19 protein-coding genes are annotated in these 23,031 nt (G+C 38.7%); 8 read left to right on the forward strand and 11 right to left on the reverse strand.

The features are described 5' to 3' along the window. Positions 1 to 31: 31 nt before the first annotated feature. The 3 genes from VB711_RS11155 to argB form a co-directional block, all read right to left on the reverse strand. Positions 32 to 817, reverse strand: coding sequence for a DUF3153 domain-containing protein (locus VB711_RS11155; protein ID WP_323286140.1), 786 nt, complete (start codon positions 815 to 817; stop codon positions 32 to 34). A gap of 73 nt (positions 818 to 890) precedes the next feature. Further along, complete coding sequence (locus tag VB711_RS11160; RefSeq protein WP_323286043.1) at positions 891 to 1,427, reverse strand: tetratricopeptide repeat protein; 537 nt, start codon at positions 1,425 to 1,427, stop codon at positions 891 to 893. Between the two features lie 148 nt (positions 1,428 to 1,575). Continuing rightward, a complete protein-coding gene (gene argB / locus VB711_RS11165; RefSeq protein WP_323286142.1) occupies positions 1,576 to 2,472 on the reverse strand; it encodes an acetylglutamate kinase in 897 nt (298 codons plus the stop codon). Positions 2,473 to 2,748: 276 nt separating this feature from the next. Here argB and VB711_RS11170 point away from each other — a divergent pair, with 276 nt between their 5' ends. Then, positions 2,749 to 5,073, forward strand: a complete 2,325-nt coding sequence (locus VB711_RS11170; RefSeq protein WP_323286044.1) for an AAA family ATPase — start codon at positions 2,749 to 2,751, stop codon at positions 5,071 to 5,073. 163 nt (positions 5,074 to 5,236) lie between these two features. Here the strand turns inward: VB711_RS11170 and VB711_RS11175 are convergent, their stop codons facing one another. Continuing rightward, the gene (locus tag VB711_RS11175) at positions 5,237 to 5,776 is read right to left on the reverse strand and encodes a shikimate kinase (RefSeq protein ID WP_323286045.1); all 540 of its coding nucleotides are present in this window, start codon (positions 5,774 to 5,776) and stop codon (positions 5,237 to 5,239) included. A 357-nt stretch (positions 5,777 to 6,133) separates the two neighbouring features. Between VB711_RS11175 and VB711_RS11180 the strand changes: the two genes are divergently transcribed. After that, the gene (locus VB711_RS11180) at positions 6,134 to 6,328 is read left to right on the forward strand and encodes a hypothetical protein (protein WP_323286143.1); all 195 of its coding nucleotides are present in this window, start codon (positions 6,134 to 6,136) and stop codon (positions 6,326 to 6,328) included. 7 nt (positions 6,329 to 6,335) lie between these two features. Here VB711_RS11180 and VB711_RS11185 read toward each other — a convergent pair whose 3' ends face one another. The 3 genes from VB711_RS11185 to VB711_RS11195 all read right to left on the reverse strand — a co-directional run bounded on the left by VB711_RS11185 (position 6,336) and on the right by VB711_RS11195 (position 10,271). Further along, positions 6,336 to 6,965, reverse strand: coding sequence for a LapA family protein (locus tag VB711_RS11185; protein ID WP_323286046.1), 630 nt, complete (start codon positions 6,963 to 6,965; stop codon positions 6,336 to 6,338). 175 nt (positions 6,966 to 7,140) lie between these two features. Further along, a complete protein-coding gene (locus VB711_RS11190; RefSeq protein WP_323286047.1) occupies positions 7,141 to 7,761 on the reverse strand; it encodes a flavin prenyltransferase UbiX in 621 nt (206 codons plus the stop codon). A 161-nt stretch (positions 7,762 to 7,922) separates the two neighbouring features. Next, the gene (locus VB711_RS11195) at positions 7,923 to 10,271 is read right to left on the reverse strand and encodes a ribonuclease R family protein (RefSeq protein ID WP_323286049.1); all 2,349 of its coding nucleotides are present in this window, start codon (positions 10,269 to 10,271) and stop codon (positions 7,923 to 7,925) included. Between the two features lie 642 nt (positions 10,272 to 10,913). Here VB711_RS11195 and VB711_RS11200 point away from each other — a divergent pair. Both VB711_RS11200 and VB711_RS11205 read left to right on the forward strand, forming a co-directional pair. Further along, positions 10,914 to 11,726 carry a hypothetical protein gene (locus VB711_RS11200; RefSeq protein ID WP_323286050.1) on the forward strand — a complete coding sequence of 271 codons (813 nt, stop codon included), beginning with the start codon at positions 10,914 to 10,916 and terminating at the stop codon, positions 11,724 to 11,726. Positions 11,727 to 11,934: 208 nt separating this feature from the next. Then, on the forward strand, positions 11,935 to 12,537 hold the full coding sequence (locus tag VB711_RS11205; RefSeq protein WP_323286051.1) for a hypothetical protein: 603 nt from the start codon (positions 11,935 to 11,937) through the stop codon (positions 12,535 to 12,537). A gap of 70 nt (positions 12,538 to 12,607) precedes the next feature. Here the strand turns inward: VB711_RS11205 and VB711_RS11210 are convergent, their stop codons facing one another. From VB711_RS11210 to clpP, 3 genes are all read right to left on the reverse strand, one after another. Next, positions 12,608 to 13,735: a restriction endonuclease gene (locus VB711_RS11210; protein ID WP_323286053.1), complete on the reverse strand. Its 1,128-nt coding sequence runs from the start codon at positions 13,733 to 13,735 to the stop codon at positions 12,608 to 12,610. Next, positions 13,716 to 14,642 carry an adenine-specific DNA-methyltransferase gene (gene yhdJ / locus VB711_RS11215; RefSeq protein ID WP_323286054.1) on the reverse strand — a complete coding sequence of 309 codons (927 nt, stop codon included), beginning with the start codon at positions 14,640 to 14,642 and terminating at the stop codon, positions 13,716 to 13,718. The genes VB711_RS11210 and yhdJ overlap by 20 nt, the downstream gene beginning before the upstream one ends. A 142-nt stretch (positions 14,643 to 14,784) precedes the next feature. Further along, complete coding sequence (gene clpP, locus VB711_RS11220; RefSeq protein WP_323286056.1) at positions 14,785 to 15,390, reverse strand: ATP-dependent Clp endopeptidase proteolytic subunit ClpP; 606 nt, start codon at positions 15,388 to 15,390, stop codon at positions 14,785 to 14,787. Between the two features lie 433 nt (positions 15,391 to 15,823). Between clpP and VB711_RS11225 the strand changes: the two genes are divergently transcribed. The 4 genes from VB711_RS11225 to VB711_RS11240 all read left to right on the forward strand — a co-directional run bounded on the left by VB711_RS11225 (position 15,824) and on the right by VB711_RS11240 (position 21,811). Then, positions 15,824 to 15,976: a hypothetical protein gene (locus VB711_RS11225; protein WP_323286057.1), complete on the forward strand. Its 153-nt coding sequence runs from the start codon at positions 15,824 to 15,826 to the stop codon at positions 15,974 to 15,976. 446 nt (positions 15,977 to 16,422) lie between these two features. Next, the gene (locus tag VB711_RS11230; RefSeq protein WP_323286058.1) at positions 16,423 to 18,492 is read left to right on the forward strand and encodes a thioredoxin domain-containing protein; all 2,070 of its coding nucleotides are present in this window, start codon (positions 16,423 to 16,425) and stop codon (positions 18,490 to 18,492) included. 182 nt (positions 18,493 to 18,674) lie between these two features. After that, entirely contained in the window at positions 18,675 to 19,634 is a 960-nt protein-coding gene (locus VB711_RS11235; RefSeq protein WP_323286059.1) for a YegS/Rv2252/BmrU family lipid kinase, read from the forward strand. 332 nt (positions 19,635 to 19,966) lie between these two features. After that, on the forward strand, positions 19,967 to 21,811 hold the full coding sequence (locus tag VB711_RS11240; RefSeq protein WP_323286060.1) for a bifunctional serine/threonine-protein kinase/formylglycine-generating enzyme family protein: 1,845 nt from the start codon (positions 19,967 to 19,969) through the stop codon (positions 21,809 to 21,811). A gap of 142 nt (positions 21,812 to 21,953) precedes the next feature. Here VB711_RS11240 and fabI read toward each other — a convergent pair whose 3' ends face one another. After that, positions 21,954 to 22,730, reverse strand: a complete 777-nt coding sequence (gene fabI, locus VB711_RS11245; protein WP_323286062.1) for an enoyl-ACP reductase FabI — start codon at positions 22,728 to 22,730, stop codon at positions 21,954 to 21,956. Positions 22,731 to 23,031 lie beyond the last annotated feature (301 nt).

Raw genomic sequence — 23,031 nt, forward strand, 5'->3', positions numbered from 1 at the left:
TTTCTTAAATAAATTGGGGATCTTGTTTAGATTATTTTGATGCAAATTCAATGTTAGTAACAGGCATCAATGTATATCTGAGATATAACCCACCCCAGACAAAGAAAATAATCAATAAAGCACCAATTCCTAGAAAATTAGGTAGCCAAAAAACTACTTCTATGTGGGTTGATTCACCTGGTTTAAGTTGCCATACCAATTGATTACCATACTTTTCTGGTTGAATATAATCTTGATCTTGCTGAATAACTTTAGCTCCCCAAGGAGTCTGTAAGCTAAAATCTAAGTTAATAATAGAATTAGCACCCTCTAAGGTATTTGTTTTGCTAGTTAACATAGACATTGACCGCAAATCTAAATCATAGATTAACCGATTCCTAGATAATAGTAAAAAATTGTGATCTTTTACTATTAATTTGGAAATAATAAGAGGTAGTTCATCATCACTGAGAACTTGATTATCTATATGGGAGTTAAAAAATCCACTAAACTTATTTTGTAATTCCTTGCCACTACTAAAAGGAATTTTGATGATAATTTCTTCTGGAGAAACCCGTTGTGCAGAACCTTCTAATTTTTTAGCCCGATTTTGTAGACTTTTTAACCATTCATCAATATAATCACCACTAAAACTGGTTAGCTGGTCAGATAATTTAATATGCTGTACTAATTCGCCGTTATTAGCACTATTAAAGTTTACGCCTAAATCATATTTAACACACCCAGAAAGTAGGAATGATACAGATATTATTAATCCTAAAATAGGTTTTATTTTAGCTAAAGAAAATAAATCTTTTTTCAATTTAAACAAATTCATCATTAAAAATCCCCTAAAGATCAATTTACTGATACTGAAAACCCTGATCAGGTGGGCATTGCCCACCCTACTATCAATCTATTGATGTTGAAAACCCTAACCAAATTAGATACGAAATAATTAACCCAATAGTAATTAAGGCTATCCAAATAAAACGATTATCTCTGGTGTTGACTTGGCTTAAATCAACATATTCCGGTTCTACAGGCTTCTGGACAGAGGCCGATTTTTTTGGCTGGACGGTGATTTTAATGTTTGATTCATTATCTGAAAGTGCAGTTAAATCGGGGATTTCTGTTAGCCATTCTTTCGGTCTTTTGAGTTTGGGCGCTTGTAAAATGTAAACTAACTGCTTTGCTTGTAGTCTAGTTTCTTGATTTGGATGTTTTCGGAGTTGTTGACAAATAGCGATCGCTTCTGGGCTTCTACCAGCAGCTTCATAAGCTGTCACTAACCAAATTCCCACTTCACCACCCAAACCTGTATTCCGGGTTAAAAGGGCATTGGCTTTTTCTAAATTTTCTACAGCTTGACGATATTGACCATTTTCAAAGGCCGCTTTCCCTCTTTCGTAGAGAGATTGGGCAATTTCTAAACTTTCTGTACTCACAGGTTTCTACAATCAGCACTAACCTAATTGTGGCAATAAATGGACAAATTTAAAGGTATGTGAAGAAAAGTAAAATCGCCCAAAACTCTCTTCCTGTTCCCTGTTCCCTGTTCCCTTGCTCCAACGACAATTTTTAACGCCCACCTACTTATTTCATAAATGGAGAACCAAGAATCATTGTCCCAATCCCCACATCTGTAAAGATTTCTAACAACAGTGCATGGGGAATCCGTCCATCAATAATGTGTGCGGCTTTGACTCCTTGGGCGAGCGATCGCACACAACAAGTCACCTTGGGGATCATACCACCACCTACTACACCAGTGGTAATTAATTCGCGGGCTTCTCGAATATCTAATTTAGGGATCAATGTAGAGGGGTCTTTATAATCTTTTAAAATCCCCTGAGTATCTGTCAATAAAATCAACTTTTCTGCCCCTAATGCCGCAGCTATTTCTCCAGCCACAGTATCAGCATTAATGTTATAAGCCTGTCCTGTATCATCGGCAGCGACGCTAGAAACTACAGGGATATAGCCACTTTTAGAAAGGATATCTAAAACCTTGATATTTATATTACTAACTTCTCCCACAAAGCCAATATCTTCTTGTCCTTGAGGACGGGCAGTAATTAAATTACCATCTTTGCCACAAAGTCCAACGGCCAAGCCTCCGGCCTGGTTAATCAAAGACACAATTTCTTTATTAACTCGACCGACTAACACCATTTCTACCACATCCATTGTGGGGGCATCGGTGACGCGCAAACCATTTTTAAACTGTGGTTCTATGCCTAATTTGTCTAACCAGCTATTAATTTCTGGTCCCCCCCCATGCACTACAATCGGTCGGATGCCGACGCAAGCTAAAAATACAATATCACGGATCACCTGATCCTTGAGGGTGCTATCTTTCATCGCTGCACCACCGTATTTGACAACCACAGTCCGACCGACAAACTGTTGAATGTAAGGTAGTGCTTCGCTGAGGACACGCACGCGAGTCGCTTCAACTTCCCTAATATACTCTCTATCGTTGACCATTATGAGGAAATGTTAAAATTTAAAACCTATCCAGTTAGTTTAGAAGAATTTGCAACTCGCCACAATAATTTTATCAAAATCATCATTATTCCCAACCATGAGGCCTTGTGATTTAGGATTTACCGAATCTCTTCATCTTGATTTGACTGGATAAAACCTGTTTTTCTTAGGAAGAGAGAGTTTTCATGGTTTTATTGTGACTTAGTTAGGTCTAACTGTATATGTAAGTAAAATTTTCTGTATACTAACTATAGTTTAATTTACTTACAAGGTATAGATATGCTCAAAAAAATATTGCACATTAAAAATGTAGGGTTGTTTAAGGATGCTACCTGCACTTCACCTGCATTTAATAAAGTTACTTTGATTTATGCTGAAAACGGTCGTGGTAAATCAACACTAGCAAGTATATTACGTTCTTGTGCCACAAATGATACAGCATCAATTAGTAGTCGGAAGACAGTCGATAGTGATAATGCTCCAGAGATAAAACTCTTTTTCGACAATGGGACTTCTCGCCCACAACCTACATTCGACGGAATCACATGGTCTTGTTCGTACCCGGATATTTTAGTGTTTGACACTGAATTTATTAATAAGAACGTATATTCTGGTACCGAAATTGCTCCAAACCATAGGCAAGGATTATTAGAATTTGCGCTTGCGCTAGGTGAAGATGCTGTTCAATTAAAACAAAAAGTGGAGAATGAAACACAGAAAGCGTCTGAGCGAGGAAAAGAAATAACTATTGTCGAGAGAGAATTGAATCAGTATAGAGGAGAAATGACACTCGTAAAATTTGCTGATTTAGAATCAGATCCAAACGTAGACGAAAAGATTAACTCTTTAGAAAAGCGATTTACTACTGCAAAAAATAGAGAAAATCTCCAAAGAAAAGCATCTCCAGAACTACTTAGAGAACCACAATTTAACTTAGAAGCATTTTTCAAAATTCTTTCTACAACACTTGAGGATATTGAAAAAAATGCTGAAGAAACTGTTAGTTTACATATCGCTAAACACTCTGATACACACTTTGAGAATTGGCTGAGTCAGGGTCAAGCATTTGGGAGCGAAAATAATTGTCCATATTGCGGACAAGCTATTAAAAATAGTGACCTAATTATGGCATACAAAACTCATTTTAATCAAGCCTATAAAGATATTAAATTTCAAGTTGCTAATCTTTCGCTAAATATTGAAAGAAGGCTTTCTGATGCGGTTGTCCAAGAGCTTTTTGTTACGGTAGAAAAAAATCAGTCTATAGCTAATGAATGGACTGAACATATTAATATTGATTCTCAAAAATCTAATTTTGATAGGGATCAGTTACTATGTAATTTTGGGGAAATTCGTGATCTATTTAATAAATTGGCACAAGCCAAACAGCAAAATCCTCTTGAATCTATAGGATCTGATGCAGAAAATTATCAAGCTATATCTCTCTGGGATAAAATACTTTTTGCAGTAAATACATATAACCAGTCAATCCGTACTTCGATAGATGAGATCGCAGTTTTTAAGGCAAATTTGGCTGGCGAAAATATTCAGCAAATACAACAAGAGATTGAACAATTAAAACGAATTAAAGTTCGTCAAGAACAAAATGTTTGTGACTTGATTCAGAAATGGAATGACGCAAAAGAAGCAAAGAAATTACATGAAATACAAAAGGCAAATGCTCGTAGTAGTCTTGATAGTCTTATGACAACGACTCTCGAAAAATACCAGATTGAAATTAACAAGCTATTGGAAAAGTTTAGTGCATTATTCCAGATCGAAGCATTACGTTCCGATCATGTTGGTGGACTTCCTCGTTCCAATTACTATCTGAAGGTAAAAGATCGAGATGTAATGCTTTCATCAGATTCTGCTCCATCATTTTCGACTGCTTTGAGCGAAGGTGATAAGAGGACATTAGCATTTGCTTTTTTCATGGCTCGTCTTGAAGATGATCCAAACCTCAATAAGAAGATTGTCGTAGTAGATGATCCTGTATGTAGCCTAGACCTTAATCGACGAAATACTACAAAAACACTCTTACGAAACATTGGTAGAAAATCAGCTCAGTTAATTGTGCTTGGACATGATGCTTATTTCTTACGCGACCTTCGAGATGATCTGAAAGATAGAAACGTTAATATTTCAGCACAACTGCTTAAAATTAATCGGGTTCAAAATAATTACTCCAATTTTTCTGAATTTGATATTGATGGTGAATGTGCCTCTGACTACTATAAAAACTATAAATCACTGGATAATTTCATTAATAACGGCCAGTCAGTTGATGTACGAACGGTCGCAAGAGCTATTCGTCCATTACTTGAGGGGTATTTACATCGACGATTTCCAGGATATGTGGAAAGGAGGAAACTTTTTGGACAGATTATTGGAGATGTGAATGTCGCTCCCTCAACTAATCCACTTTCTTACCTAAAGCCATTAGTAACCGAACTTCATGAAATAAATGACTATGCAGGTAAGTTTCATCACGATACAAATGCAGCAGCGGATACAGTTCATATAAGTGACGGAGAGTTACGCAGTTATGCCATACGCGCTCTGAACGTTATTCATAAAGGCACATTAAATAATGATAGGTAAACCCTAACAAGTGCTTACATCTGAGTCAGTCCCATAATAGCTTATGGCACTGACTCATTCTTCATTAATTGAGTCATTTTAGAGGATGGAGAAACTTCTCGTTCAAGTGTTAGCCTAGCATTTCGTAGAGAAGCCATCTAGATGTGCTTTATAAGGGAGCTTTTTACTCCTCACTCTTCAAAATACTGGGAATTATTTCTAAGATGCGGTTGGCAATTTGTTCCGGTGTTTCAGATTCAGTGATAGTAATGCGTAAATCTGCTTGAAAATATAAATGTTGACGTTGCTCGAGGAGCGATCGCACTTTATCTTTCAAGTCTGAATCTTGTAACAGTGGTCGAGTGTGATCTTCTGCCAATCTCTTTATCAATATTTCTACTGAGGCATCTAACCACACTATTAAACCATGATGTAAATAACTCCAATTTTCTTGCCTTAGCACAATGCCCCCACCAGTCGCTATGATCAACTTCGTATAAGCACACACCTGGGCTAAAACATCACTTTCTAACCGACGAAACCCTTGTTCCCCTTCTTCTGAAAATAGCTCATTAATAGATTTTCCTGCTGCTTGGACTATAACTTCATCAGTATCTATAAATTTATACCCAAGTTGCTTTGCTAGTAAGCCGCCTACAGTTGTCTTACCAACGCCCATCATCCCTATTAAGTAAAGGTTTACCCCTTTTAGTAAGTTATTCATTTAACCTTAAACTCCTAAAAAATCGTATTTAACAATACACTGTTAGTAAAACTACTGCTTAAATCATAATTCAGCCATATTCATCAAGGATTCATCATAAATTGAAGAATTGTTGTTCAGTGAATTGACATAGATGGAATCCTTGGGTATTCTTAATCTTAATGGAAAATTCATATATTTTGTCCGAAACTTTAAGGAACTAAACTTTGTCAACCTAAAAAACAAGGCTCTATCTCGATTATACAAACTTTACAAGTAAATATACCAATGAGATGATTTGTTTTTTATGTCCCGTAGTAAATACTTAGCCTTGATCAACTCTAATCTGGTGAATGTGGTATGAATGACGTTTCAGCTATGGCTCGAATTCGAGACGTTGTACAAACAGCTTTAACAACTGGCTATTTGACAACGGAGGCAGAAAATCAATTAAGAAAACTTTTAACAGTCCGGTATGATTTGGAAGACTTTAATGCTTTCATGGTTTTGCAAGAAGCAGCCATGACTGGTAAAGTCATACAAGAATCACGCCAACAGTGTAGCATTACCTAGAATTTGTTCACCGATTTGATTGCTCATCCTCAAATTCATCATCTTCAAAAAAATCCCAATCATCATCATCGTTGTCTTGATTGCTAGTTTTTGGTTGATGTGGAGGGACAATTACCCGATAGTCAGCATCATAAATAGATTCAGTTTTTCCCACAGCCGTATTTTTGGGTTCTTGGTAGCCATAAGAATAAACCGAATCTGATTGAGAATCACCTTTTGGCGTTGATTGATTTTTATCTACGCTAGGATTAGATGGTACGTTCCAATCATCATTTTCACCAGGACTTGTTTCCCAATCATCAAATTCATTGCTGGTATTGTACTCGGTTTTACTAACTGGGGGTGATTTACCTCGTTCCCTGGGAGTTGTCTCTACACGAGGTGAACTGTCGGTAAATTTAGATGATTTTACTTGTGTTTGTCCGGTAGAATAATTGACAAATTTAAACAAGGTATTAATCAATATAGATGTAAATGCGCCAGCAGCAATGCTCAATAAAATCCACAAAGCATAAGGTAATGCTTGGGTTCGCATACCCAAAAAAACTAATGGGAGGACAGGTGACAAATTCTGTACTAATAACAGTGTTATTCCTCCCAATACTGCCACTAACAAAATTAAGCGAGTTAAAGCCATAGAAAGGGGAATTGGTGATTGATAATTGGTGATTGGTGATTGGTGATTGGTAATTGGTAATTGGTAATTGGTAATTGGTAATTGGTGATAAATTAATTATTCCTCCCCTGCTTCCCCTGCCCCCTGCCCCCTGCCCCCTGCCCCTGGTCACTGAGCGTAGCCGAAGTGCTGCCCCTTATCTAGTTCCTTCCCAACGTTGAATGGGGATGCAATCTATATCTAATTGGTCTAGAGTGCGGGCAATGACAAAATCAACTAAATCCTCGACGGTTTGGGGATGGTGATACCAAGCAGGAATAGCAGGTACAATCCTCACTCCGGCTTCGGCTAAAGTCGTTAAGTTACGCAGATGAATTAGGCTAAAGGGGGTTTCTCTAGGGACAAGCACTAGCTTTCTTCCTTCTTTGATTTGGACATCTGCCGCTCGTTCTAGTAAATCAGAACTTAATCCCCCTGCCAGCTTTGCCACTGTACTCATACTGCATGGTATAACAATCATTCCCAGAGTCCGAAAAGAACCACTGGCGATATTGGCTCCGACATTACTCCAACCATGGCAATTAAGTTTACCTGCTAGTGGCACTCCAGCTTCTTCTCGCCAAAATTGTTCTTGTCCATCAAGGTCTGAGGGCATTCGGATATCCTGTTCTGCTTGCCAGACCATGTAAGTTGATTTAGAGGCAACTAATTCAATCGTATACTCGGCTTCCAAAAGAAATTTAAGAGTACGAACGGCGTAAATCAGGCCAGATGCGCCTGATACGCCTAAAATCAAAGGTTTAGTGTTATTGGACACGGATTTTTTTGGGGCAGGGGGCAGGGGGCAGGGGGCAGGGGGCAGCACTTCTCTACGAGACGCTTCGCGAACGGCTACGCTCAGTGACCGGGGGCAGGGGGCAGGGGGCAGGGGGAGAATAATTGATTTCCTATTCCCTATTCCCTATTCCCTATTCCCTTTTACTCATCTTCACCATATTCATCTAAGGGGTCAACATCAATGTTATTTGATAGGTAAATATCTGAGATATCTTCATTGTTGACTCCAAAACTTTTGGGTACTCCATCGCTACCAACGGTGACTAAATCTATTTGCTGACGGTAGTAATCGACACTCTTAACTTGGACGGCAACGCGATCGCCTAATCTATAGGAAGCACGGTTTTTTCTGCCAAATAGAGCCTGTTGTCGAGCGCGATATTCATACCAATCATCTTTGAGGGAACTGACGTGTACCAGTCCTTCAACTCGCAGGGGTGTACCGGGGTTGGTGTTAATTTCTAACTCTGCGGTGGGTACTTCAATTTCGACGAAGAACCCGTAGGATTGCACACCGGTAATCACCCCTTGAAACACTTGGCCGATGCGTTGTTTCATTAATGCGGCTCTTTGCAAACCGGCTAAATCGGCTTCGGCTTCTTGGACTTCTTTCTCTCTGTCGTTAATTTGGACAATCACCCTGGTTAAATCGCTTTGCAGTTCTTGTTGCAATTCTGGGGGGAGTACGTTCCAATTAATTTCTGCATGACAGGAGGAGTGACGTAGGTTAACACGCTCTTTTACACGAGTGTTGCGGCGATCGCGTCCGTGTTCGAGTAGTGCCATATACACTCTTTGCATGATTAAGTCTGGGTAACGACGTAGAGGTGCATTAAAATGGAGATACTCTGGCAATGCTAACCCGAAGTGTTGACCTTTGGTGATGCTGTACACAGATGGCTTGAGAGTATCTTGTAACAGATAGGTCAAAACTTGCTCAGAAGGAGATTCGGCAAAGGCTTTGGTTAAATGTTGATAATCTAGGGGTTGGATATCTAATTCTGAATCTAGGGTTAATTCTACGCCTAAATTAATGGCTAGTTTCAGCATTTCCTGGACATCTTCCGAGTCTGGTGTGCCTTGAACTCGCCATAAAGCCGGGACTCCCACAGCGCCGAGGTGATTGGCCATTAGTTGATTTACTAAAAGTACCAATTCTGTCAACAGCGATCGCACTGGTACATCGTTGATCACTACAGCCCCCATTACCCCCTCATCATAGTAGGGATTTTGGCTAGGTGGCAGATTCAACTGTAAACTACCCCGATTTAAGCGTTGTTTTTTGATCGCTGTGGTTAAGGTTGCCAAGTCTTGCAATACCTGGATGCTTTCTACCGAGGTGTTAGTTGGTTGACCTGTAATAGCTGCCTCTGCTTGGAGTTGACTGACGGCAGTATTGACATTAATTACACTGGGCATGATTTCCCATTCCAACACTTCTCCCGATTGGGGATGAATGATGATCACACAGGAGAGAGCTAGGCGATCGCTACCTGCTACTAAAGAACAACGTTCTGCCACGGATTCTGGTAACATTGGCAGCACCAATTCTCCCAAATATACCGTTCTACCCCGCTTTAGTGCCTCTCTATCTAAAGGTTCATCAGCTTGGATGTAATGGGTTAGATCAGTGATATGAAACACCAAAGTCCAGCCTTCATCGGTAGTTTTATCTAAACTTAACCCATTTTCAACCACGTAAGAGTCATCTGTTGTCCCTTCAATGGTAATTGTGAATAGATCCCGTAAATCTACCCGGTCTTTCAAATCTGCCTTGAGTAACTTTTTGGGCAACTTAGCAGCCGCATCTACAACATTATCTGTAAAGGTACGAGATAAATCATGCTTACAGGTTACTAAATCTATATCAGCAGCAGCTTCAGCATCACTACCCAGAATTTGCACCACCCGGCCGAGGGGAGGATATTGGGCTAAGGGATAACGGAGGACTTCGACATGAGCCAAATGATCAATTGCTTCTTCCAACTTCATGTCATTGCTTTGCAGCTTGAGTTCAAACAGCAAGCGATCATCCAAGGGAACAGCACGAAATCCACCTTCTACGGGCTTAATTCTGGCTAACAAGGTGTGATTAGAGCGTTCTAGGATCAATTTCACCTCTCCTTCTGGGGAGCGACGACGGCTGCCTTCTTTGAGAACTCTAACCAAAACGCGATCGCCATTCCAAGCATTACTGAGATGACTTTCCCGAATGTAAATATCCTCAGAGGCTTCCACATCTTGAATTGCAAAGCAAAAGCCCTTACTCGAACAACGGAGTTTGGCTTCAATTAGCCCCTCTTCCATTACCCGGCGATACTTACCCCGTTCTTTCACCAGAAGCCCAATTTTTTCCAGAACCTCCAAAGCAATGTGTAGTTTTTCTAAACTATCTTCATCCTCACAACCAAGTTTCTTTTCCAGGACTTTACGAGCTACCAATTTATCATCGGTGAAATTGGCAAGGAGTGTAGCGATTGAAAATTCCATGCAGTGAACCGACCTTTGGTCAAAACATCATTTTTGTTGACTATGATTCTTCTCTGTATATCCTCACGGACTACAGATACACTTTTTGCAACAACTGCCCTAAAGCAAGGCTGCCAAAGTCGCAATCAGAGGAATCCTCCGCTTGGACTTCTCACTCCACGACACTCTCAAAATTCACCTGCGTTTAACTTTCTTCACCTAACCAATCTTACAAGGCACTCCTAATACTGGGTTTTTCCCCCTTGGTAATTACACAATAGGTTTGGTGAGAGACTTGGTTTAGAGAACTCTCCATGCTACCCGGAAGTATCTACACAGGGGAAACACAAGTGTTTGATTAGATTGAAGGTGATTTTACGCCATCAGAATCTGAGTCTTAACTAGGAGAAACTGCTGATTAACCCAATTTTCCTATATGTAGAATCGGTAACAATCAGGTAAGCAGCTTAACGAGCAGTCAGGGCGAACCTTATCTTTATTATTGTAGATTTAGAGTACACTTCCAGAAAATACTTCTAGATTTCGCTTTGGGTAATTAGTATAGCATTGGTTCTGGCCTGTGTAGTTGTTAAAAAATAATCCTATTTCCCTGTTAAGAGTTCCCCACTGTATAATGGACAAACTTAGATTGGTGGCAGTATTATGTTGGCTCAATTTCAGAGCTTGTACCCCAACGGCAGCATTGTTTCCGAATTAGTACAGATTTTTCAAGGAAAATATATCGTCCGAGTGAGCATAAATCTTGAAAATGTCACCCGTGCCACTGGTATGTCCGCCGCAGAAACCATTGAAGTGGCTGAAGACCAAGCTAGAAATCGGGCTTTAATGGTTTTGGGAATTAATGATGCTGCTGGGGGAGAAGTCCAATTTTCCTCTCAACCCGTTTCTTCAAAACAACTCAACCCTATTGTCAAAAAATCAGGTGTAGTCACTGATTCCCACTACACCCCTACAGAAGTCGCCAGTAGTCAATGGTCGGTAGAAACGAACAAAGAAATTTCTCAACCACCTACAGGATACGATAGCCAGCCTGCGACAATGACAAATTCTCTTGAAAATCAAACTTTAAGAGAAACTTATCACCCAGAAGATCAGTCTCCCCCTCCTGTGGAAGCGATGGAAATTTTTACTGGTGAAGTACCTGATTATCCACCCCTTTCTACCGCTCCTCCTAGTAATGTGACACCATTCACACCCCGCAGCTACAGTCCAAGGGAAGAAGTTGGACAATTAGGGACTGGGAAAAGAAGCAATAAAGGTGAACCTGTGAATTTATCTGATGTAATTGCTAAAACAGATGTAGAGATAGAGCGATTAGGCTGGACAAAGGAACAGGGACGAGAACATCTGAAAAAAACCTATAATAAAATTGCCCGTTCTTTACTCAGTGAAGAAGAATTATCAGATTTTCTCAATTACCTAGAATCTCAACCAGATCCCATTGCCGGCTTTTAAGATTAATTAAGGCTTGCTTAATTGACCTAAAACTTAGATATATCAAGAGTTTGAAGGTTAAAAAGGTAAATCAGGTGGAAGGAATAAGCATTGAAACTGTTCATTTACCTATCACTAGACCAGATTCAAGACTATTCTTCTCCTGACTCCTGACTACTGACTCCTAGCCCCAACGAAAAGACTTTTTTAGCAAACCCGTAATCATACTATGGCTTATAGTGATTTTACACTTAAAAAAGTCCGTCAAGAGTTAGCTATTTCCATCCATGAAGGAGGACGGTTTTTTCCTGAAATTCCTGCTGTAGCGCCCGATGATTTACTACGTCAAGAACTAGCCGAAGGTCTACCCTTGGTACTCGCCAGGGGTAGCGAAAAAGCCCGTTCTGAATGGATTATTAGTCCTGTTTTAACAGCAGTGCGAAGATTATTAAATCGTCAAATTAGTCTGTTTTCTGGAGAAGATTTTACTGTAGATCCTCACCTTGGACTCAATGGTATTTGTGACTTTCTGATTAGTAAATCACCAACCCAATTAGAAATTCAAGCCCCCGCCGTTATCATTATAGAAGCAAAAAAAGAAAATCTTAACGGTGGTTTAGGGCAGTGTATCGCCGAAATGGTGGCTGCTCAAAAATTTAATGCTGCTAATAATATAACTATTCCCACAATTTTTGGTTCTGTCACCAGTGGCACGAGTTGGAAATTTTTAAAACTGGAGGATAATTCTGTCACCATTGATATTACAGAATATCCTTTACCCCCAGTCGAGCCAATTTTAGAATTTTTGATCTGGATGGTTTCGCTGGATTAGTTTTGTATAAATAATGTAAGTTGCTAGTTAGAGAAAATATCTGATATTGTCTGAATCAGGATGTCCAGGATTAATCCTCAACAAATTCCTCTTCCATATTAAACTCGACTCGACTTTGTAAAACTATTTGTTCAATTACTTGTATACCTCGTTGAGATTCCAATACTTGATCAAAAAGAAGTATTAATTTGGGAATATTGATAACTTCTTCTATAGCTTCCATATATCTACTAACAACAGCATTAATTGTGTATCTTATTTTTGCTTGTTCCTCAATTATTTTTCGTAAATCTTCAATTGTTCGATCAGTTTTCACAACAAAAGTAACCGGATATTTTTGTACTTTATCAATATCTAAGAAATATTTACCTGCATCTATTGTTTCTGTTACTTGGAAAAAACGACCAAGAGGTTTCATTACAAAATCTATACCACCATCGTTTGAATTTGTACGACCTGTTTTATATAGAGCTAAATATTCAACATTTAGGTCATCTGGTGACCAACCCCAATATATTTTTTGTCCAGCATAATACTCTTTCAAAATGGCGTAACTAACAATTTCAAAAACTCTTGCATCTTCATAGGGATTTATTAATTCTTTGATAAACTTAATTGCTTCTTCTGGTTGTTGTTGGCCTATACTAATCATTTCTTGACAACGGTTAATAAAATCATTAAATACCTGTGTTCTAGCTTTAATATAGGTATCAATAATATCTTTGACTGCTTGAGCAATATTAATTTTTTCATGATTAATTTCGATTTTAAGCAAATTTTCATTTATCCAATATCGGTTGGTTTTAATATCTCTTATGATTGGTAAATAAAGAGATGTCGAAAAATATTTTTTAAATTCTTCATTCAAACGATGGTTAAGAGCATGATTTTGAAGTTTACTCCCAAAAGGTAGTTCTCTTTGTCTCTTTAAAAGTGCCGTAAATTGTGCGCCTTCATAATCTTCATAGCCATTTTTAATATGAAATTCTTTTTGTAAATAATCTTCAACTAAAACATATATAGCATAATGATTAGCAAAGCTGGCTCTTGACTTTGAACCACGATTTGCAGCCTTAGTTTTGATATTGATATACTGCAACAATTGACTGTTAATTAAAATAGTATCTCCATATCCAGGAAAATATTTATTAACAATGGTAATTATTGTTTGCGTAAAATTATGCTGTAGTGTTTCCATCAAAAATGTTCCCCTGTATAAACCCTAAATCTAATTTTTTACTATTTTTGTTTTTTATATTATGGTTTTTGTCTAGGGGGAAAAGTTTTTCTCCTTTATATTCTTGCATTCCTAAAACTCGTCTTAAACCGATTTTTAGATATTCTTCTTGTAATTCAATACTGATAGATTTTCTCCCTAAGCGTTTAGCTACCGCAGCAGTTGTAAATGTTCCAGCAAATGGATCAAGTATTAAACTTCCTTCATTACTACTTGCTAAAATGATTCTTTCTAGTAATGACTCTGGTTTTTGTGAAGGATGGTTTTCATATTCTTCCATGCGATATCTCACACGGGGAAAATACCAAGCATTGCCAGGTACTTTTTCTGTATTATAGGGAGTTGGGACTAATTTTCTGTAATCAATGAGTTTACGTTGCGCGCCTGTTTTTGCTTCAATTTTGATATCATTAGCATTAAAAATATAATTTTTTTTATCTTTTACGCAATAAAGAATAGGTTCATACATTGAACCAAAGTATTTTGTTGCTTGTACTCCAGAACTATCATAATGCCATATTATTCGACTAAGTATAGTTAATTTTTGTCTCAAATAAATATCAAAATAAGGCATTGCTTGGGTACTTGTCATTACATAAATTGTGCCATTTGATTTTAATACACGAATACATTGATCAATCCATTGATATGACCAATTAATATATTCTAATTCTGATTCCCATTGATCATGGAAATTACCAAATTTCTTACCTATGTTATAGGGAGGATCAATAAAAATTAAATCTACTGATTCTGAGGGAATATGATTTAATAAAATGTCGATAGCATCACCCTTAAATATGATATTATCTTGCAATTCATAACGTTCAAACATATCTTGTTTTTGATTGTTTGTAATATTCAACATTTCTAAATTAATTTACGTTGCGTAGCTGCTAAACCATGACCCACAAAATCAAATAATTAAGCCGTGTTTAGTATAATTATAACGAGTTCGGTTCGATTAAAAAGGCGGTTAGAAACCGCCTAGATTTCAAATTGAAACTATTTTAAACTACAGCTAATGGTCGGCTACCAGCAGCATGACGATCAATTACTTGGTCAATCAAGCCATATTCTCTAGCTTCCTCTGGAGACATAAAAAAGTCCCGTTCGGTATCTTCAGCAATGCGCTCTATGGGCTGACTGGTATGTTCAGCTAAAAACTCATTTAGCCGACGCTTGTGGTATAAAATTTCCTTGGCTTGAATGGCGATATCCGTTGCTTGTCCTTGAGCGCCACCTAAAGGTTGATGAATCATAATGCGAGAATGAGGTAAACTCATTCTTTTACCTTTAGCACCAGCACTGAGAAGAAAAGCGCCCATACTTGCTGCTAATCCGGTACAAATAGTACAGACATCGGGGCGGATATGCTTCATAGTATCAAAGATCCCCATTCCCGCCGTCACTGAACCACCAGGAGAATTAATGTACATATAAATGTCTTTCTCCGAGTCTTCAGCATCTAAAAACAGTAATTGGGCAACAATTAAGTTGGCTAGAGTGCTATCAACTTGTTCTCCTAAAAAGATAATACGCTCACGCAACAGCCGTGAGTAAATATCAAAGGCGCGTTCACCTCGACCTGATTGTTCAATAACGATAGGAATCATTGGGCGTGTTTGTGGCTATTTTCCATTTATTCTATCCAAAACTGTTGATGATTGGTGGGAACTGAGGGGGAAGATAGCTGCTAATACTCTAATTTTTCAAATCCTGGCACTTTTTGACTGTCATGGCAGTCTAAGTAACTATGGTGAACTGCACACACCCAAAATTATGAAAATGTCTCTTCTTGTTACCTATTACTTAAAATCCAGATTTGAAATTGAAAGTAAATTTATTCACATTTTTTGAGAATTTATCTGAGCAATTGTCCGGGTATGTTCTTTCAATCCGGTAAATCACTATTACGAAGTGTATTCCGAACAAATGGACTTATCTAGAAATTAGTTTTGATCTTTGATTAACAAGGCTTTGAGGTTAATTCGTGGGTATGTCTACTGATCTTACTTGAAATATTATCTATCCCCATAGAGGTGTAATATGCTGGAAAAATTTATCCAAGCTGCCCTAATTACTTTTTTACTTCACTTAATGGTACAACTCAATATTAACACGCAAATTCCGGGCAATAGATCATCTATGCCAGCAACACCATCATCAATTATCAGTCTAGTATTACGCTCTTTTAAATAACGTTTAATCACGTAAGCAGGAGTTACGCATTGATTTTATCTCTTGTAGGGTGCGTCAGACCCGATAATTTAATACATAACAGATTTTCTCTATCTGACGCACCGCACTAACTATGGGATTCCAAAAACCTGAAACCTTTTTTAGAGGTCAGGTGCGTCAGAATTTCAAAATTAGTGATTTTCGTCTGGATTATTCTGTCTGACGCACCCTACAGATTACTTTTTAATAACTTTTAATGATCTAATTTGCTTGTTTAGAAGTCAGGTGCGTCAGAATCTGAAAATTAGTGATTTTCGTCTGGATTATTCTGTCTGACGCACCCTACAGACTATATTTTCTCTGACTTTAGAAAGATGTTGCTGGATGAGATTTTTAGCTAGGATTATTTGACTAGAAAAAGGTAGACTAGGTAAAGAAGGTAACTACCTATAATTCTATATTTAATCATGACTAATCGCCTTGCTGAAGCTAAGAGTCTCTATCTCCGCAAACACGCTGAAAACCCCATTGATTGGTGGCCTTGGTGTGATGAAGCACTGACCACTGCAAGGGCGCAAAATAAACCTATTTTTCTTTCTATTGGCTATTCTAGTTGTCACTGGTGTACGGTGATGGAGGGCGAGGCTTTTTCTGATTTAGCGATCGCTCAGTACATGAATACTAATTTCCTCCCCATTAAGGTAGACCGGGAAGAACGTCCTGACCTGGATAGCATCTATATGCAAAGTTTGCAAATGATGACTGGTCAAGGTGGTTGGCCTTTAAATATTTTTCTCTCACCTGATGATTTAGTCCCTTTTTACGCTGGAACTTATTTCCCTACAGAACCTCGTTATGGTCGTCCTGGGTTTTTGCAGGTGTTAGCCGCATTACGCAATTATTACGATACAGAAAAGGATGATTTACACCAACGCCAAGCCACGATTGTGGAGGCGCTTCTCTCTGCTGCTGCATTACAAAATGGCGCGTCTGGGGAAGTTGCAGATCATCAATTACTCCGTCGGGGTTGGGAAACTACTGCGGGGATCATCAATTCTCAGCAAGGTGGGAACAGGTTTCCCATGATCCCCTATGCAGAGTTAGCTTTACACGGCATTCGCTTTAATGATCAATCTCGCTACAATGGTCTGGAAATTTGCACTCAAAGGGGACTAGATTTATCTCTGGGTGGAATTTATGATCATGTTGGGGGCGGTTTCCATCGCTACACGGTTGATCCGACTTGGACTGTACCCCATTTTGAAAAGATGCTCTACGATAATGGCCAAATTGTCGAATATTTGGCGAATTTGTGGAGTGCGGGCGTAAAAGAACCAGCTTTTGAAAGGGCTGTTGCAGGAACTTTCCAATGGTTAAAACGGGAAATGACCGCGCCTACTGGTTATTTTTATGCTGCTCAAGATGCTGATAGTTTTACTGATGCTACTGCCGCAGAACCGGAGGAAGGGGCTTTTTATGTGTGGACTTACAGGGAATTAGAACAACTTTTAACACCAATAGAATTGCAGGAATTACAACAGCAGTTTACAGTCACACCTCATGGTAATTTTGAAGGAAACAATGTTTTACAAAGGTTGCACCCAGGAGAACTGAGTCAAACTTTGGATGTTGCTTTGAGTAAGTTGTTTACTGTTAGGTATGGAACAGCACCGGAGTTATTAACTACTTTTCCCCCAGCTTGTGATAATCAGGAAGCAAAAACAACTAACTGGCCTGGTCGGATTCCGGCGGTGACTGATACTAAGATGATTGTAGCCTGGAATAGTTTGATGATTTCTGGTTTAGCTAGGGCATCTGAGGTGTTTGGAGAACCAAGTTACTTAGAATTAGCAGCAGCAGCAGCACAGTTTATTTTAGATCATCAGTTTGTGAATGGGCGTTTTCACAGACTCAATTATGGGGGTGAAGCCACTGTGTTGGCTCAATCTGAGGATTACGCCTTTTTTATTAAGGCTTTGCTAGATTTACACCAAGCTTGTTTACAAAATCATCCGTCTTTTTGGTTGGAAAGGGCTGTAACTGTGCAAGAAGAATTTGACGAATTTCTCTGGAGTATTGAATTGGGTGGGTATTATAACACATCCAGCGATGCTAGTCAAGATTTAATTGTGCGGGAACGTAGTTATATGGATAATGCTACACCATCAGCCAATGGAATAGCGATCGCTAACTTAGTTCGTTTAGCTCTTTTAACTGACAATCTGCATTACCTGAACTTAGCAGAACAAGGTTTAAGATCATTTAGAGGTGTGATGAATCAATCCCCCCAAGCCTGTCCTAGCTTATTTACAGCTTTAGATTGGTATCGTAACTCAACTTTAATTCGTAGTACCATTGAGCCAATTAATTCTTTGCTTCCCACCTATTTACCGACGGCGGTGTTTAGTGTAGTATCAGATTTACCAAGAGAAAGTATTGGTTTAGTTTGTCAAGGATTAAAATGTCTTGCACCTGCTCAAACCGTAGAACAGATGTTAGCACAATTACAACACACACAAAAAAGGGGTTTGGAATAACCTAAATGCTACAACAAAAACAAGATCCCCGGCTTCTTTAAAAAATCAATTACTTAAATCCATGAAATAGGATTCCTATGTCATGAGACAGACGTTAAAGTTTTACAACAATGTTATAAGTAATTTGATATGGCAGTTGGCAGATAGGTGAGAGTATACAGTTAAAACTGTTTTTGATATTTATGAATCGTTCCGCTTGCTTGATTTTTAATCCAGTTGCAGGTCAGGGTAATCCAGAATTAGAATTAGATCAGATTAGGGGATTATTAGAGCCAGAAATTGATTTAGATATATATCTAACAACAGTAGAAATTGATGCTGATGAATTAGCTTATGCAGCGATAAATCGGGGGGTAGACTGCATAATTGCTTCTGGGGGAGATGGTACTTTATCCGCAGTAGCTGAGGCAGTTGTGAATAGTAATATTCCCTTGGGGATTATTTCGCGGGGAACAGCTAATGCTTTTGCCTCAGCTTTAGGTATTCCTAACAATATTGTTATTGCTTGTCAGACAATTTTACAAGGTATAACCAGAACTATAGATGTAGCTTCTTGTAATGATAAAATCATGATATTATTAGTAGGTATTGGCTTTGAAGCAGATACCATCGAACGGACAGGCCGAGAAGCTAAAAATCGTTTTGGGATGTTAGCCTATATTTTAGCAGGTATCCAAGAATTGGGGAATTTGCAAAAATTTGAGGTGGAAATTGAAACTGAAGATAAAATCATTACAACTTCTGCTTCATCTGTAACCGTTGCCAATGCTGCACCTGCCACATCAGTTTTAGCCCAGGGTCCAGCAGGGATTAATTTTGATGATGGATTACTAGATTTAACAATTGTAGCACCAGAGAATAGAGCCGGAGCGATCGCTGCCACATTCCATTTATTTCAAACTGCTGCCACCGAAACTCCCGTAGAAAGAAATGATATTGGTTATTTACGAGCAAAAGAGTTCAAAATCACCACAAATCCACCGCAAAAAGTTGTAGTAGATGGAGAGATTATCGGTACAACTCCCGTAGAAATTAAGTGCATACCAAAGGCATTGACAGTTTTTGTTCCATCGTTAGAAGAAAAAATACCCATTGAAAAATTACAGGGGCTTCCTGATTTAAATGTGGAAATAAAACAATAAATTTCGACTCTTGCTATTAAAGTTTATCAATGCCTAAATCTTACAGATGTAATCATTCAAAAGTTGTCAATTACTCTATCTGTTTATTCTCATCAAGTTATTATTTAAATTAATCAACTAGCTAGTTGACAAAAATCCTGAGTTCCTATATTATTTTAGAATGGGAATCTGTGCGTACATATATATAGGCACTTTTGAATTTAAATAACTCTCCACACAGTTAAACAAATTTTTTTCCTGAATTTGACACTTCAAACACACAACTAAATACATTTTTTTTAAGTAAATAATATTGGGTCTGACTTTGGAAAAGGTGCTACCTCCTCCTCATTATGCAAATTTGCCAAAATCCCAATTGTTCAAACCCCTTCAACCCAGACACCAGTAAATTCTGTCTCAATTGCGGACAAAGTAACTTTGGTACAACCCTGAGAAACCGTTACCGTGTATTGAGATTAATTGGTGAAGGAGGGTTTAGCAAGACTTATGCAGCAGAAGATATAGATAGATTAGATGCACCTTGCGTCATTAAACAATTTTTCCCCCAAGTGCGGGGAACAACCCAACTCAATAAAGCAGCAGACTTTTTCAAAGAAGAAGCCTTTAGACTGTATGAATTAGGAGAAAATCATCCCCAAATCCCCCGACTATTAGCTTACTTTGAACAAGGAGTTAGTTTGCATTTAGTTCAGGAATTTATTATTGGTAAAACACTCCTCCAAGAAATTCAAGAAAAAGCTTATACTGAAACCGAAATTATCCAACTTTTAGCTGATTTATTGCCAGTTCTAGATTTTATTCACCAGCGAAATGTTATTCACCGAGACATTAAACTGGAAAATATAATTCGTCGTGATAGTGACGGTAAACCGGTTTTAATTGACTTTGGTGGTGCAAAACAAGTCACTCAAACCAGTTTAGCTAGACAAGCTACAGTTATTTATACTTTAGGATATGCACCCACAGAACAAATGGCCGGATTTGCTTGTCAAGCGAGTGATTTATATTCCTTGGGTGTAACTTGTATTCGTCTTTTAACCCAAGATTTGCCTTTACAAGATAGTTACGGAAATCTTAACGACTATCTTTATGATCCCATGAATGCGAAATGGTTATGGAATGAACGGTTACAAGAAAAAGGGATAATCATTAGTGATGGTTTAAAACAAATCTTAGATAAGTTGCTAAAACATTTTCCCAGTGAGAGATATCAGTCAGCAACAGAAGTTCTGGAAGATTTGCATCTTTTACAATTTCCTGGAGTGCTAAAAATTCCCTCTGTTCCCCAATCACCACCAAAAGTTATAGTACCGTTACCTCCTTTAAAAACCTTTGAATTTTATTTAGTTATTGTAGACACAGCAGGGAGAGAAATTCAGCGCAACAGACGCAGTGCAAAATACTTTGCTGAGGAATTGCATAGAAACACTACTTTAGAAATGGTTTCAATTCCTGGTGGAGATTATATGATGGGTTCACCAGCTTTTGAAGGTGATGCAGATGAACGTCCCCAACATCAAGTAACAATCAAACCGTTTTTTATGGGTAAGTTTCCCATTACTCAAGCACAATGGAGGGCTGTAGTAAGTTTACCAAAAATCCAACAAAATTTAAATCCCAACCCCTCTAAATTCAAAGGTGCAAATCTTCCCGTTGAAAACGTCTCTTGGTATGAAGCAGTAGAATTTTGTTTGAGATTATCGGCCAAAACTGGGAGAGAATATCGTTTACCCAGTGAAGCTGAATGGGAATATGCTTGTCGTGCGGGAACTACTACTTCCTTTCACTTTGGGGAAACTATAACTCGTGAATTGGTGAATTATAGCGGTGTTGATTCTTATGCTGTGGAATCAAAAAGAAAATTTCGTCCCCAAACTACAGATGTGGGTAGTTTTGAAGTTGCCAATGCCTTTGGATTGTATGATATGCACGGGTTAGTTTGGGAATGGTGTGCCGATCCTTGGCATAATAATTATTATGATGCGCCAACAGATGGTAGTGTTTGGGAAGTTGGTGGTGCTGAATATCGTCGGGTAGTAAGGGGTGGTTCGTGGAACTTTGGTGCTGAACTTTGTCGTAGTCCCAGTCGTAGCTGGAATGAGTCAGACGGTGGGTTGAGAATGTGCGGTTTTCGGGTGGTTTTTTCCACAGATATCGAAATATTCTGTAATGTCTAATTCTGCGTTGGTGGCATTTACCGAGAAGAAGCCGCATAACACGTTGTTGTACAAGATTGTACCCATATTCTACGGCAGGTGATTGATAAATAGATCGGTGTTGTCAGAGTTTCACAGTGCTAACTTATTAAATTCTGTTCGATTACATCCCCATAATTTCATACCCGGCATCTACATAGAGAATTTGCCCGGTAATGCCACTGGCTAAATCGCTACATAAAAAAGCCGCAGCATTTCCGACTTCTAGCTGGGTGACGGTACGACGGAGGGGAGCTACTTTTTCTACGTGATGAATCATATCTAAAATTCCCCCTACTGCTGAAGATGCTAAAGTGCGGATGGGTCCTGCGGAGATGCCGTTTACCCGAATATTTTGTGAACCGAGTTCAGTGGCTAAATAACGAACACTGGCTTCTAAGCCGGCTTTTGCTACGCCCATAATGTTATAGTTAGGAATCGCCCGGACTGCGCCCAAGTATGTGAGAGTAATAATACTACCTCCCTCTGTCATTAAGGGTTTAGCGGCTCCACTTAATTGCAATAGTGAATAGGTGCTGACTTCTAAGGCTTTATTGAAACCAGAGCGTGAGGTTTTGCTGAAATCTCCAGTTAAATCGTCTTTGTTGGCAAAAGCCAGACAATGAACAAGGATGTCTAATTTACCCCATTCCTTCTGGATGGTGTCAAAGGTAGATTGGATTTGCCCGTCGTTTTCAACATTACAAGGCAAAAATAAGCTAGGAGCAAGGGGTTCCACTAACTCTGCCACTTTTTTCTCCATTTTGCCTTTGTCGTCTGGCAAGTAGGTGATGCCCAAGTTAGCCCCGGCTTTGTGGAGTTGTTGGGCTATGCCCCAGGCAATGGAGCGATTATTGGCAATACCTGTAACTAAGGCGTTTTTCCCGGATAGATTAAGCATAGAAATTGTAAATGCGATCGATCATTAGGAGCATACTAGAATTTGACCCTATTTTGTCAGAATTTTGTTGATGGTTGATCAAAAAGAATACAGAAGTCAAGAGTCAGAAATCAAAATGAATTATCTACTACTGGCGGATGTATAATTGGGTTCAAGACCCCGCTAAATCTATGATTTGGTGGTTTTAATTAGGGTTTGATGAAAAGGTCTTTTCGTTAGGGCTAGGAGTCAGGAGTCAGGAGTCAGGAGTCAGCACTTCGGCTACGCTCAGTGACCGGAGGAAGAATTAGAAGAAGAGAAG

Source organism: Cronbergia sp. UHCC 0137 (genome assembly GCF_034932285.1).
GTDB lineage: Bacteria > Cyanobacteriota > Cyanobacteriia > Cyanobacteriales > Nostocaceae > Cronbergia.